The following is a 13,277-nucleotide window of genomic DNA, read 5'->3' as shown; positions in this document are numbered from 1 at the left end:
GCAAACCTGAGATTTGCAAAAAACCGATTTCAATCCTAAGTTTATTAAATGACAGGGAATAGTGAGACCCAACATGCTAGCCTTCGACCAGGATAAAGCAGAACAATTTTCGCAACATTTATTATTGCTTCTGAACCACGCCGCTTTAGCTTTAATGATATCAATAGGCCATCGCAGTAAACTCTTCGATGTAATGAGTACAATGGACGCGGCAAATAGTGACGCAATTGCCCAGAATGCAAACTTAAATGAACGCTATGTCCGGGAGTGGCTCAATGCGATGGTTACAGGCGGCATCATTGATTATGATACGCAGCAAAAACTCTATTCTTTACCAGCGGAACATGCCGCGTTTCTAACCCGGGCAGCCTCTCCGAATAATATTGCGGTGATCGCCCAGTTTATTCCTATACTGGCCAACGTAGAAGATTTAATCCTGAATGCGTTTATCCATGGCGGCGGCGTGCCTTATGAAGCCTATCACCGTTTTCACAGCGTCATGGCTGAACAAAGCGGACAAACTATTTATCTGGCTTTACTGGATAAGATTATTCCCTTAGTCAATGGTTTGAGAGAACAACTCCAGCAAGGGATTAAAGTGCTCGATATTGGCTGCGGTTATGGACGCGCGCTTAGCTTAATGGCCGAAAATTTTCCCAATAGCCAGTTTTATGGATTTGATTTATGTGAGGAAACCATTGACCATGCCAATGCACTGGCCCTGCAAAAAGGCCTGACTAATCTTCATTTTATGCGTAGGGATTTAGCGAAATGGCATGAACAAAATCAATACGATTTGATTACCAGCTTTGATGTTATTCATGATCAAGCCCGTCCAAAGGACGTCCTCAAGGCTGTTTATGAGGCCTTAAAACCACAAGGAGTGTTTCTGATGCAAGATATAAAGACTTCCAGCCAGGTGGAAAAAAACACTAATCACCCTATTGCCCCCCTGATTTATACCATTTCATGTCTGCATTGCATGACGGTTTCCCTGTCACAAAATGGAGCGGGGCTGGGGGCCGCCTGGGGAGAGGAACTGGCGGAGGAAATGTTAAAAGATGCCGGATTTACCCGGATTGAAAAAAGCTATCTTGAACATGACATCATGAATACTTATTACATTGTTCACAAATAAAGGATTTTGCTTAAAATTCAATCTATATTTTAAACAGGCTATTTTCGCAGGTTAAAGGTCATGAACTCTTTGCATCAGGCTCTTGTCGTGTGTTCTTTAAGCCTGATTATTTCTATTAGTCAGGCCCAAACTGTTCCAACTCAGCCTGGCACACTGCTTAATGATATCCATTCCGGCTTAAATCCTACTCAGCATTTACAAGTAATTCATCCGGTTTCAATAACAGAAATTCAAAATACCATTCAGAAAGCCAGGCAGAAGGGTTTATCAATCAGTATTAGCGGCGGTCAACATTCAATGGGCGGACAACAATATGGCAGAGGCACTATGAATCTGAATATGTCTCGCTTTAATAAAGTAATCGGTCTTGACAGTGACAAAGGGATTGTCGAAGTTCAGGCCGGCATTGAATGGCCAGAATTAGTTGCCTGGCTGCGTAAGAATCAAACTAATCCGCCACAGTGGGGAATCCGGCAAAAGCAAACCGGGGCGGACAAATTGAGTATTGGCGGCGCCCTGTCCTCCAATATTCATGGGAGAGGTCTTAATATGTCTCCCATAATTGATGATGTCGAATCGTTTACACTCGTGGATGCCAATGGAGATTTGCTGGAATGCAGCCGCAATCAGAACGCCGAGTTATTCAAACTGGTTATTGGAGGTTATGGACTGTTTGGCGTTATTGCAACTGTCAAACTGCGCCTGGCACCGGTAACCACACTTGAAAGAGAGGTGCAGGTAATTAATATCGATCAATTCATTCCTCTGGTAAGTCAGCGCATCAAAGAAGGTTATTTGTATGGCGATTTCCAGTTTGCAATTGATCCCGCCTCGGATGATTTCATGAAGAAAGGCATTTATTCATTGTATAAGCCAGTCAATATTCAAGTGGATACGCAAAAAGCACAGAAAGAATTATCCAATCAGGACTGGACAAAACTGCTGATATTAGCCCATAAAAACAAATCGGCAGCCTTTACAATTTACTCAAATTACTATCTGGGAACCAATGGTCAGCTTTATCGATCTGACACCCATCAAATGGGATTTTATTTAAATAATTATCATCAGCTGATTGACTCCAATTCCTCGGAAATGATTAGCGAAATTTATGTGCCAAGGGATCAGTTGGTTCCTTTGTTTAATCAATTACGCGGTGATTTTCGCAAATATAAAATCAATCTGATATACGGAACAATACGCCTGATAAAAAAAGACAATGAAAGTTATTTACCCTGGGCCACACAGGATTATGCCTGTATCGTTTTCAATTTTCATGTAGACCATTCAAAACAAGGCATAGCAAAAGCCCAGCATGATTTCCGATTAATTATCGACAGGGCTCTGGAGCATGATGGCAGCTACTTCCTGACCTATCATCGCTGGGCCAGAAAAGATCAGGTTCTTAAAGCATATCCGCAATTTATTGAATTTTTAAAACTCAAAAAGAAATATGATCCTGATGAAATTTTTCAATCCAACTGGTACCGTTATTACAAACAACTGTTTAATTGTAACTCCCCAGGTTGTGGATAAGTTTGATATTAATTCAATCAAATCGTCTCACGTCATCCTGAACGCAGTGAAGGATCTTCTGAATCTGGCTCAGTTCCAAGCAGTCTGAGATCCTTCGCTACGCTCAGGATGACGTACCTGGGGAGTTAGGTTTGATTTGGATAGCAGCACCTCTTAATGTTATAATCGCTGCAAATTCTTTGTTTATTTTCATATGAGACGCATCGCTTTTCTCTTTATTTTACTGCTCTTATCAATGCATGCCGACGCCCATTCACACTTTAAAAGCCGCATCGAATCTATTCCTGAATCGACTCAAATCTTGATGAAACAATATACATGGAAGCCCAGCTGTCCTGTTCCTATTAATCAGCTGGTTTTAGTTAAACTTTCTTACTGGGGATTTGATAAAAAAACACACCAGGGAATGCTGATTGTTCATCAGGATATTGCCCCGGAAGTGGTGGAAATTTTTCGCCGTCTGTACCAAAAAAAATACCCTGTTCAGCAAATGAAATTAATGGAAGAATATAAGGGCAATGACGAATTGTCCATGCAGGCGAATAATACATCCGCTTTTAACTGCCGCCAAGTGACCAATCAGCCGGACATCTATTCACAACACAGTTATGGACGAGCTATTGATATTAATCCTCTCATTAATCCCTATGTTAAAGGCGCTTTAATTTTACCGGAGCAAGCAAAGAATTTTGCAAGCCGAAAGCAATCCTATCCGGGAAAAATTGCAGAAAATACCCCGTTTTATCAACTTTTCAAATCCTATCACTGGGATTGGGGCGGCAGTTGGTTTGATTTGCAGGACTATCAGCATTTTGAAAAAAGAGCCAATGGAGAAAAAAGAAATCCCTACGGCTATTCCTGATTTAATTAGACCGCTATTTGCGCCAAAGGTTGTTTACCTGCCAAATCTGTGCTTAGTTTTAATGAGGGATATTTAAAATAACCGCAAACGGAGCTTGTGATTATGGCAAATGGAATCACTAAACTAGCTAAAGCAGCAAGAAAGAAATCAGGTAACTCCTGGGAACCTATGCAACATACTCGCAGTATTGTACAACGCTGGCATAAGCAATTACTGTCCGTCGATTTTTCAATTGAGGATATCAAAAGACTGGAAAATGAAATTCTTCAGGACAGCCGATTTCATCCAATTGATCTAAACTCCAATGAAAAAATAACTTACAGTGATAGCGCTTATACACAAAAAGAAGCCATGATTGATTTTGTTCTGGCTGTATGTCCTTATCTGTCATTACATGGCTTGCATCGACTGACGTCTTTAGCCTTAACCAAAGAAATCAATACTATTGATAATACCTTCTTGCGAAATAATGAACTGGCTCGTTATTTACTGGTTTATGAAGCAGGAATTTATGCCAGCAAACCCAATGAATTAGAAGCGATGTTATTGTCTCAGTTTAAAGAAATTGCCGATCATTTTAGCGAAGAAGGCTGGTTCAATGTCATCAATCATAGCATCTTGCAGACACTGGGTAATTTAAAAAGAGATTATACCGGCTTTGAAAACTTGCATCTGTCAGAAGGAGTTTCTCCGGAGATGATTCAACGCTTAAAGCACGCAGAATCTGAAATAGAAATATTCAAACCTGAGCTGGATCAGCCAGAGCTTCCTGAATGGTTTCATCCCCAAGGGGAACGAAAATGCCATCGTAAACTGCGCTTTTTTGGTTTTCGAGAAAAAGAAGCCTCGCAATCCTTTAGCCACCCTTCACAAAGTGCATCCAGGCTGGATTGAACACTGATGTGCCTTTGCCTTTTCGGGTAGCAACTTGCGATACTTATTTAGTGGCGGTGAAAAATAACATCTTACAGCGGGTATTTTACTTCCCTGAATTTCGTGATATTTTGCAGCATCGAAGTTCACAGAGGCTATTTCATGCCGCAGCTTCATTTGTCCTCTCAGGAGAAAAAAACAATTGTACTGGCTGCCTTAGGTGGAGCGCTTGAGTTTTATGACTTCATTATTTACGTCATCTTTGCTCCCTTAATCAGTGAAATATTTTTTCCACAAAGTGATCGCCTGGCCTCATTGATGAGCGTCTATGCGATTTTTGCGATTGGCTATTTTATTCGTCCGCTGGGCGGAATAATTTTCAGTCATTTTGGCGACAAATATGGGCGAAAAAAAACCTTCCTCGTTTCTATTGCCCTAATGGCAATTCCTACCTTTCTAATAGGTCTTTTGCCCACCTACGAGCAATTGGGTCTAGGCGCGAGCCTGCTGCTGATTATTCTTCGGGTTTTGCAGGGGCTGTCCATCGGCGGTGAAATACCTGGTGCACTGACCTTTACCTGCGAGCATGTTGCCAGAGAAAAGCGAAGTTTTGCCTGCGGTGTAATCTTCTCTTTTCTTAACATCGGTATCCTATTAGGCAATTGCCTAAGCCTGCTGCTTAATCAACTATTAACAGCAGAACAATTAGCCAGTTACGGCTGGCGTATCCCCTTCCTTTTAGGCGGTGCCTTAGGCCTTATCAGCTTTATTATCCGCCGTCAGCTCAGCGAAAGTCCCCTCTTCCAGGCCTTGCACTCACAACATAAACAAACCCGCCTTCCATTTTTTGAAGCCCTTGCTAATCACTGGCGGCAGATTTTGCAGGGAGTAGGACTTACAGTGTTAGCCTGTGCCGTTATTAATTTATTATTTCTCTATCTGCCGGGGTATTTGTCCAGCGTTTTGACTTATTCTAAACAACAGGCGAGTTTATTTAGTACCATTACTCTAGTAATCTATACATTCCTCATGCTCTTTTTCTGCTGGATGGGCGATCGCCTTGGCCGGCGTCGGCTTCTTTGTCTTGGCGCCCTCGGATTTAGTATTTTCGGCTATCTTATTTTCCTGATATTAAGTTTTGAAACAACAGCAAGCTTAAGTGCGGCGCTGCTGCTAATTGCCGTATTAAGCAGCATGATAATGGTTTATCCCAGTCTTTTGGTGGACTTATTCCCTACCTCCATCCGTTTTACCGGGATTGCAATAGCCTACAACATCACCTTCGCTATTTTTGGAGGATTAACTCCATTAATTGCAACGCTTTTAATCAAATATACTCAGAATAAGCTGGCACCGGGGTATTATTTAATTCTTTGTGCCTTACTCTGTCTCTTTTCACTCACGACAATCAGGACGTTGTGTTTTAACAAAAATGGCCCTGGTAAAATCCACAACGAATTATCCGCTTCTTTCGGAGAATAATATGAAACGATTGAGTAAACTGCTTATTCCGGCTTTCTTTCTAAGCTTAATTTTCTCGGGTAATGCCCAAGCCTGGTATGGTGTTTATGGCGGCGGAGGGTATAGAGATCACCATCATCACGGCTATGAGCGCGGTTATGGCTGGGGTGGTTTTTACGGTGGCGGCTGGGGTCCGGGACCGAATGTCATCATTAATATTCCAGCAGAACCCCGCTATTATGTGCCCTGCGAAACCGTGCGCATTTGCGATCAGGCCACCGAACAATGCTGGCTTGAACGACACTGCGGGTAGTAGAGTTTTCTAAAATTCTCTCTCCCTCAGGGAGAGAGTTAGATAGAGGGATTTAAAAATCAACCCTCACCCTCACTGCCACTAAGTTAAGAGAATTCTGCAATTAAATGTTGGGCCAAGAGCCCACCTACAATGATTCCCCGTAACTTAATGGCAGTATCTCTGAACATTATTTCTATCAGGCTGCTTGAGTTCGAGGGCATACACTTTGAATTGATGTTTCAGAATTACAATCTTTTTCCTCTCCGGTTTCAGCACCAGGCTTCATCAGCGGTATGTTTTCCAGTGCTTTAAGAAAACAAACAGAGTTTTTTCTGGTGGTTTCCAACTGGATAAATCCTGCTTTTTTATACAGGGATTGGGCTTGTTTAAGATTCGGCTCCGTACCCGCATAGATTGAGCTATATCCTTTCTTTATTGCCGCCGCCTGGATCTCCTCCAATATTTTTAAACCGAAGCCCTGCCCGCGAAGCTCCGGCAAAAAATACAGTTTTTCCAGAGCGCAGCTTCGATTGATTAAATCCGCTGAAAAGAATCGGTAGGCATTAGAATACTTCAAAGAAGCCGCATTGGGCCGAAAACCGCCCCCACCCAAAATGCATTGGGTTTCAGTATCTTCAATCACAAAATAAACGCCTCCCTCTTTATGGATGAAACCATAAAGATCGCTGATTCTATCTGGTAAGTTATCAATGTCATACCCCCCCCGACTGGCTATCCCGATATCCGTATTCGGTTAAAACATCAATGATAATTTTAGCCATACTCGCATTGTCCTCAGGCTTCATTTTCCTGATTATTTTCATACCATTCTCCTTAACAGTACTAAACATCACTTCATGAAATCATTACTCCTCATCCTATCAATAAACTTTTTTTCCGAGTGTTGTCTACAATAAAAGGATTGGCCATCAGTTATATTCTGGAGCAAATATGCCCTGGACCGAGTTGTTTAAGAAAATAGACGCAATCATCTTTGATTTTGACGGGGTTATTTTTGATAGCGAGTTCCTGCATTACCAAGCCTGCTGTCATGCACTAAAACCCTTGGGAACTCCACTGAGCTATGAGGAATATGTTGAGCATTATCTGGGCTTTGTGGATAAGGAAATGTTCCCTCGACTGATACACAATAAAAACTATAAATTATCGGCACAAGAGATTGATGACCTGATTGATAAAAAAGTCGCCGCATACACCCAGCTTATTCATTCCCGTAATGAATTACCTTTAATTGCAGACTTCGAGGCGTTTCTTTTTAATGTGATTTCCAGGGTAAATCAGTTAGCCATTTGCAGCGGCTCTTCAAGAGCTGAAATATCAGCAGTGCTTTCCAAAGTCAGCCAGGGCAAACTGCTGCAATATTTTCACACCATCGTCACAGCTGATGATGTCAAAACGGGAAAACCCTCACCTGAAGGGTATTTATTGACTGCCAGCAAGCTGAATATTTCTCCAGATCGCTGCCTGGTCTTTGAAGATACTCCCCATGGGATTGATGCCGCCAAAAATGCTGGCATGCATGTTATTGGCCTGTTAACTACCTATAAGAATCATCATATTGCCAATGCGGATCAAATTGCCACAGGCTTCAGGCAATTGCTGGACGAAGCCCACCCGCTATGATTGAGGGCATTTAGTTGCTTCTCATTCTATCTTTGCTTAGAATAATCCCTCCTGCATTTCTCTTTAGATCGCCTGCTAAGAGATGGCCACTCGCAAAGACGATTCCCTAGCGATGCTATGGGCTGCCTTGTCGTTTTTCAGTTAGCTTATCGCCCCATTGGAGATTTCATAATGTTGGTTAAAGGACTATTTTTTATCCTGCTGCAATGCATAATCACCCCGTTATTTGCACACACTGCCGATGTTCGGCTGCCCAATCCCGAGTTATCATTAATCCAAAAGGCAGAACGTCTTGGTCCATTAAATCAGGGGAACAAACTTAGTTTTACTCTCTGGCTTAAATTGCGTAATCAAACACAGCTGGATCAGATAGTTAAGACTATATACGACCCGCAAAGCCCAGCTTTTCAGCAATTCCTGAATGCGGATGAAGTGAAACGTGATTATCTACCCGATGAGAATATGATCAGGGCAGTTACAAGCTATTTTAAGCATCGAGGCATGCAGGTTGAGCCGCTCTACTCCAACCTGAAAATTACCGGAACCGCAGGGCAAATCGAGCAGATTTTTCACATCAGACTGAATAATTATCGTTACAGAAACAAAATTGTCTATGGCAATGACCAGGCCCCACTGATCCCTCAGGAAATCGCCGCTCATGTGGCAGGAGTCAGTGGACTGAGCAACATCCCTTATGCAAGCCCAAAACGGAGGTTCAAACCCAAAGATGTTAATATCGACACCACACATTGGCAGCCAGAGGAAATAAAACTGCTTTGGGATTCATTTACCCCGGCCGCTCTGCCAACCACCACCTCTTTACAAGGGGTCTCCGGCAATCATCTGCGAACAGTCTATCAGCTTAATCAAATTCCCCCGGTTAATGGGGTAGCCATTGATGGAGCTAATCAAACTATTGTGATCATCGATGGTTGCGGAAACTCAACCCCAAACCAGATACTGAACCATGTTAATCATTACAATACAGAAAATAGCCTGCCCCAGCTTAATGCCAGTAACTTTGCGGTAGTCAAGCCTGACGGCTCTCCCTACACCGGCCCCTGTGCAAATCCCAATGGATGGGATGGTGAAATTATTCTGGATATCGACGCCTCACATACCATTGCTCCCGCCGCCAATATTGTATTGGTGATGACCGATGATGTGAACAACGCAGAAGTAGCGCATGCGCTGACCACTATCACCGGCAACCAATTTTCCATTGGCGGTTTTTCCAATGCCTATGTGGTATCCAACAGCTGGGATAATGATGTGGAACATCCATTTGAAATGCTGGAAGCCATTTTACAGCTTTCTGCAGCCCAGGGTTTAAGCGTCAACTTTGCGGCCGGCGACTGCGGTGATCAAACCTATGCCAGCAGTTGGCCATGCAGCATTATGGGGGCAGAGCCGAGCGTGCAATATCCGGTCAGCTCAGCTTTTGTAACAGCTGTAAGCGGCACCAGTCTGTTTGTTGACCAACTATGGAATTATGCCTTTGAAACAGGCTGGGGAACCCGGGTCAATGGCTCCTTCTACTCAGGCAGTATGGGCGGAGTCAGCCGCTATCGCAGTGCGCCAGCCTGGCAAAGTTCAATCAGTAATTTTATTGTCGGCGGCTATCCTCAGGGTACGAATAACAAACGAGCCCTGCCCGATATTGCTATGCTGGGCGACCTTTACACGGGCTTATTAACCTATTCAGACGGCTGCAATCCCTGCTGGGATGGCGGTGCCAGCCTGGCAACTCCTTTATTTTCAGGTACACTCACGCTGGTCAATCAGGCGAGAGCGGCTCTGGCGGGTAATCCACACCCCCTAGGCCTCGCCGCCCCCTATTTCTATGTTTATAACGCCAGTTTACTGCAGAACAAGGCGATCAACCTGATTACCCCGCCCCATCTTGTCATCAGCGGAGCAACGCCCATCAATGGAGGCCCTGTTTCTGCCTTCAAGTTACACGATCCTTATTTTAATCAGGAGATTGGATTTAATTGGGATTCATCACTCACGATTGTAGAAAATCAGTTCTGGAATGATGTGGTCGGTGTGGGCTCCCCAAACATCCCTAATTTTGTCCAAATGATGGCTAGAATGTGAGAAGCAAAGTGAACCAATTAAATCAACTATTCAAAGTCTTAAGCCTGTTAACTTTATTTCTCATAAGCAATCTGGCACTCGCCGGCTCTCCAGTATTCACCATGATTCCGCAAACACCAGTAGTTTTGCAATTAGTGAGCGGTGAGACAGCCATTGTTAAATATCTGGTGACTAACCAGTCGCTCAAACCACACACCATCACAATGAAGCCTATTGCCGGTGTCATTCAACTAACTGATTCCGGCAGTTGTTCGAATCCTTTTACCCTTAGCGCCAAGCAATCCTGTATTCTAAGTCTGCAGATTACCGCCAGTCAGATCCCCGGAAAAATCAATGAAGGGCCGATTATTTGTCAGATAGCGCCTGACGGTAATCCCAGTCCACTGCTTTGTAATCAACCCAGTCCTGCTAACAGCCTTAATATCAGCGTAAAGGCAGCAAATCAATACTCAGTGAACATCAGCGCAGGCAGTGGCGGCAGTGTCTTCCCCAGCGGCACCCAAGCGGTTAACAGCGGCGCAAGTCTGCCATTGTATGCCAATCCAGCCCCAGGATTTTCTGTTTATCAGTGGCTTGTCGATGGATCGGTAGTTCAAATGGGCGGCAGCAATTTTACACTGACTAATATCATCGCTAATCATCAGGTTTCAGTCAGTTTTACCAGCAATCCTGTTTTTTTTAGCGGCGCTCAAAACGGCAATATCTATTATTCATTTACTGGCGGTTTAAGCTGGAGTGCAACGGCACAAATGCCAGGCGCCGGCAGTCCGGTCAATAGTTTATGGGTCAATCCGCTGGTGATGTATTCAGGAAATGCCAATGGCTTTATTTATTACTCCTTAAATAATGGAAATAGCTGGCAGCAAACCGCCTCTCCTGATGGCAGCGCCATTAACGCGGTGTTTGTATTGAATAATCAGCTGTATGCAGGAACCGCCAGTGGTTTTATTTACTATTCCGTCAATAATGGCAGCAACTGGAATCTTCTCTCTTCTCCGGATGGAAGCGCGGTAAACGCTCTGTTTTTAACTACCAGTGCCTTTTATGCTGGAACCAGTAATGGAAATGTCTATTATTCCTCCAATAACGGCATCAGCTGGACTGCAATCAATGGTTTGGTTGATGGCAGCCCGGTTAAGGGCGTTTATGTTGCGAATAACAGTCTGTTTACGAACACAGCAAACGAATATGTGTATTCCAGTAATGCACTTACAGGAGGGGGTAACTGGGGAAGTATTGCTCAGACAGTGTTTAGTCTTTTTGTTAATTCATCGGGTCTTTTATTCGCCGGAACTCAGGGAGGCTATGTCTATTCAGTCAGTGAAGGCCTGGATTTAGGTTTTATTACCTATAGTCCGATGAACGCAGTAGTGGTTTTAAATTGAAGAATAAATTGCTTAAGCATTAAGCAAACCTGTCGTCTTTGCGAACGAAGTAAAGCAACCCAGATCGAATTTTGAATAAAGTTAGGAGCTGGATTAAACAGCTGTTTGTAATATCGGTACCAATTGGATTGAAAAATTTACAAACGTAACTCCCCAGGTACGTCATCCAGAGCGTAGCGAAGGATCTCAGACAGCTTGGAACTGAGCCAGATTCAGAAGATCCTTCACTGCGTTCAGGATGACGTGAGACGATTTGATTGAATTAATATCAAACTTATTCACAACCTGCGGAGTTACAATTGCTTCGCTGACGCTCGCAAAAACGATTGGTGTATCTTAGCAAGCTAATAGCCCCTCTGTTGCGGAATGATACATTCGGAATCGAGCTTGGGGGCCCATGAGGGATCACTTGTACAATCCTTTTTGTAAAAGACCTGCTGGTAAACTCGCATATTAATGAACTTCCCTTCTTCATTCTGATCGGAATACACCCAGAGCGTCGTCCTTGAAGGATCCAGAGCAAATGAACCGTCGGCGGGTAGTTTATTAGGGAAGTTCTTAAGCAATGGCGTAAAGTCCTTATAAGATATCTTCGACTCGGGTGAACTGAGCCAGGTAACCAGCTTGGCATAATCTTCGGCGGTGGGATTTAAACCCTGCTTATCCCAGGCAATTATTACCGAAAATTGTGCCTGGTTACCGCTATAATCAAAAAGCTTTTTCTTGGCATCCGCATTCCATTGAAAGCTGCTCCAGTATTGGGTTTCTCCATTGTCTGTAGTAATCGGGATTCCAAGGCTTTCGCTAACTTTCAGGATGGTCTGATAGGGATTTGAGCTGGGATTGGGGTTGGGATTACGCGGTGAAACATCACCGCCCTTGTCGCTGATACTTATTATTTTCCCGACGGGGCAGACACAGGCAGGATTTTTGTCCTTGCCGATGCTGTGCGTATCACCCCATATGTAGTCATTGAATAACCTGATATATAACTCTGCATGCTTCGTTCCTTCAGCAGTTAATGCATGAGGACCCGATGCGGTATCCTCCGCATGGCGTACCACAAAAACGACAGGCATACAGCCATTGGCATTTCTGAAAGCCCCTGAGGAGCTACAGGCTGATTCGGCAGCTGAGACATCAAAAGCCATCCATCCTAGAAATAAAGCAATAATGAGTCTCATTTCAGGCTCACAGTCTGTTTATCTTCTTAACAGTTTAGCAGATGGCTGACTTTTCGGAGCTGATTCATTTGTCTCTTAATTGATGACATAACCAGTTCTTCCAATGCCCTGGTTATGTGGTATTTAAGGGATTTAATCTTTGAATTTTAAAGCATTTACAACCTGTTGTACGTGTGAATCAATCTCGCCATCATCCGAACTCAGGGAAAATAGAGAGGCTTCCTTATACAAACGGTCATGCTGATGATGTCTGTTTTCTAAAAATTTTGCATAATTTTCGACTGGCAAAAGAGGACGATTATAGGAGATTCTTTCTAATTGAATATTTAAACTGACTTGCAAATAGATAGTGAATTCAGAGGCCAATAATTTTCTGTTTTTTTCACTGAAGATAATACTTTCATCAGTAGTAACTACGATATTGTCTTTAGTCATTTGATACGCCAATATCTCCGACAGGCAATTTTGAAATGCTTCAGCACCCTGCTCACTGATTATTTCCTCCATGTTTCGACCAATAGAAGATTCCAGTGCAAAATCTGTACTTATAAATTTCCAGCCGAGCTCTTTGGCTAGTGCTTGCGCCAGAACACCCTTTCCGGCACCAGAATGGCCAATAATAAAAATGCGTTTACGCTCTGCCATGATAACTGCCCTCCTAATTGATACTAAAGAAAAGCATTGTAGATCACTCTGAAAAATGCAAGAAAAAGTGAACACTACAGTGCCCGAATATATAAAACAGCTGCTTCAAATATAAACTGATTCATTTTCACTAAAGCTCTGGTTTATAGCCTAC

Annotated in this window: 12 protein-coding genes; 9 read left to right on the top strand and 3 right to left on the bottom strand. The window is 43.3% G+C overall.

Going from position 1 to position 13,277, the window contains the following annotated elements; translation table 11 throughout:
• The first annotated feature begins 73 nt into the window (after positions 1–73).
• From LXA66_RS01010 to LXA66_RS00985, 6 genes are all read left to right on the top strand, one after another.
• Positions 74–1,138, top strand: coding sequence for a class I SAM-dependent methyltransferase (locus LXA66_RS01010; protein ID WP_233011562.1), 1,065 nt, complete (start codon positions 74–76; stop codon positions 1,136–1,138).
• A gap of 60 nt (positions 1,139–1,198) precedes the next feature.
• Positions 1,199–2,674, top strand: a complete 1,476-nt coding sequence (locus LXA66_RS01005) for an FAD-binding protein (RefSeq protein WP_233011561.1) — start codon at positions 1,199–1,201, stop codon at positions 2,672–2,674.
• Between the two features lie 304 nt (positions 2,675–2,978).
• On the top strand, positions 2,979–3,536 hold the full coding sequence (locus LXA66_RS01000; protein WP_233011560.1) for a M15 family metallopeptidase: 558 nt from the start codon (positions 2,979–2,981) through the stop codon (positions 3,534–3,536).
• A gap of 102 nt (positions 3,537–3,638) precedes the next feature.
• Entirely contained in the window at positions 3,639–4,430 is a 792-nt protein-coding gene (locus LXA66_RS00995; protein ID WP_233011559.1) for a hypothetical protein, read from the top strand.
• A 141-nt stretch (positions 4,431–4,571) separates the two neighbouring features.
• On the top strand, positions 4,572–5,891 hold the full coding sequence (locus LXA66_RS00990) for an MFS transporter (protein ID WP_233011558.1): 1,320 nt from the start codon (positions 4,572–4,574) through the stop codon (positions 5,889–5,891).
• Between the two features lies 1 nt (position 5,892).
• Complete coding sequence (locus LXA66_RS00985; protein ID WP_112220092.1) at positions 5,893–6,183, top strand: hypothetical protein; 291 nt, start codon at positions 5,893–5,895, stop codon at positions 6,181–6,183.
• A gap of 178 nt (positions 6,184–6,361) precedes the next feature.
• Here the strand turns inward: LXA66_RS00985 and LXA66_RS00980 are convergent, their stop codons facing one another.
• Positions 6,362–6,835 carry a GNAT family N-acetyltransferase gene (locus LXA66_RS00980; protein ID WP_370637150.1) on the bottom strand — a complete coding sequence of 158 codons (474 nt, stop codon included), beginning with the start codon at positions 6,833–6,835 and terminating at the stop codon, positions 6,362–6,364.
• A gap of 281 nt (positions 6,836–7,116) precedes the next feature.
• Between LXA66_RS00980 and LXA66_RS00975 the strand changes: the two genes are divergently transcribed.
• The 3 genes from LXA66_RS00975 (at position 7,117) to LXA66_RS00965 (ending at position 11,294) form a co-directional block, all read left to right on the top strand.
• Positions 7,117–7,809 (top strand): HAD family phosphatase, encoded by a 693-nt coding sequence (locus LXA66_RS00975; protein WP_233011556.1) that lies wholly within the window; start codon positions 7,117–7,119, stop codon positions 7,807–7,809.
• Between the two features lie 171 nt (positions 7,810–7,980).
• Positions 7,981–9,909 carry a protease pro-enzyme activation domain-containing protein gene (locus LXA66_RS00970; protein ID WP_233011555.1) on the top strand — a complete coding sequence of 643 codons (1,929 nt, stop codon included), beginning with the start codon at positions 7,981–7,983 and terminating at the stop codon, positions 9,907–9,909.
• Positions 9,906–11,294: a hypothetical protein gene (locus LXA66_RS00965; RefSeq protein WP_233011554.1), complete on the top strand. Its 1,389-nt coding sequence runs from the start codon at positions 9,906–9,908 to the stop codon at positions 11,292–11,294. Before LXA66_RS00970 ends, LXA66_RS00965 begins: the two co-directional genes overlap by 4 nt.
• A gap of 344 nt (positions 11,295–11,638) precedes the next feature.
• Here the strand turns inward: LXA66_RS00965 and LXA66_RS00960 are convergent, their stop codons facing one another.
• Together LXA66_RS00960 and LXA66_RS00955 are read right to left on the bottom strand one after the other, a co-directional pair.
• Positions 11,639–12,478: a hypothetical protein gene (locus LXA66_RS00960; protein ID WP_233011553.1), complete on the bottom strand. Its 840-nt coding sequence runs from the start codon at positions 12,476–12,478 to the stop codon at positions 11,639–11,641.
• A 132-nt stretch (positions 12,479–12,610) separates the two neighbouring features.
• Positions 12,611–13,123 carry a shikimate kinase gene (locus LXA66_RS00955; protein ID WP_233011552.1) on the bottom strand — a complete coding sequence of 171 codons (513 nt, stop codon included), beginning with the start codon at positions 13,121–13,123 and terminating at the stop codon, positions 12,611–12,613.
• Positions 13,124–13,277 lie beyond the last annotated feature (154 nt).

Source organism: Legionella sp. 16cNR16C, from assembly GCF_021297775.1.
GTDB classification, from domain to species: Bacteria; Pseudomonadota; Gammaproteobacteria; order Legionellales; family Legionellaceae; genus Legionella_C; species Legionella_C quinlivanii_A.
This window is presented reverse-complemented; position numbering and strand designations above follow the sequence as displayed.

What these genes read in the sequence shown, in the direction of transcription:
- LXA66_RS01010 (WP_233011562.1), top strand. Translation starts at nt 74, where the DNA reads ATGCTAGCCTTCGACCAGGATAAAGCAGAACAATTTTCGCAACATTTA.
- LXA66_RS01005 (WP_233011561.1), top strand. Translation starts at nt 1,199, where the DNA reads ATGAACTCTTTGCATCAGGCTCTTGTCGTGTGTTCTTTAAGCCTGATT.
- LXA66_RS01000 (WP_233011560.1), top strand. Translation starts at nt 2,979, where the DNA reads ATGAAACAATATACATGGAAGCCCAGCTGTCCTGTTCCTATTAATCAG.
- LXA66_RS00995 (WP_233011559.1), top strand. Translation starts at nt 3,639, where the DNA reads ATGGCAAATGGAATCACTAAACTAGCTAAAGCAGCAAGAAAGAAATCA.
- LXA66_RS00990 (WP_233011558.1), top strand. Translation starts at nt 4,572, where the DNA reads ATGCCGCAGCTTCATTTGTCCTCTCAGGAGAAAAAAACAATTGTACTG.
- LXA66_RS00985 (WP_112220092.1), top strand. Translation starts at nt 5,893, where the DNA reads ATGAAACGATTGAGTAAACTGCTTATTCCGGCTTTCTTTCTAAGCTTA.
- LXA66_RS00975 (WP_233011556.1), top strand. Translation starts at nt 7,117, where the DNA reads ATGCCCTGGACCGAGTTGTTTAAGAAAATAGACGCAATCATCTTTGAT.
- LXA66_RS00970 (WP_233011555.1), top strand. Translation starts at nt 7,981, where the DNA reads ATGTTGGTTAAAGGACTATTTTTTATCCTGCTGCAATGCATAATCACC.
- LXA66_RS00960 (WP_233011553.1), bottom strand. Translation starts at nt 12,478, where the DNA reads ATGAGACTCATTATTGCTTTATTTCTAGGATGGATGGCTTTTGATGTC.
- LXA66_RS00955 (WP_233011552.1), bottom strand. Translation starts at nt 13,123, where the DNA reads ATGGCAGAGCGTAAACGCATTTTTATTATTGGCCATTCTGGTGCCGGA.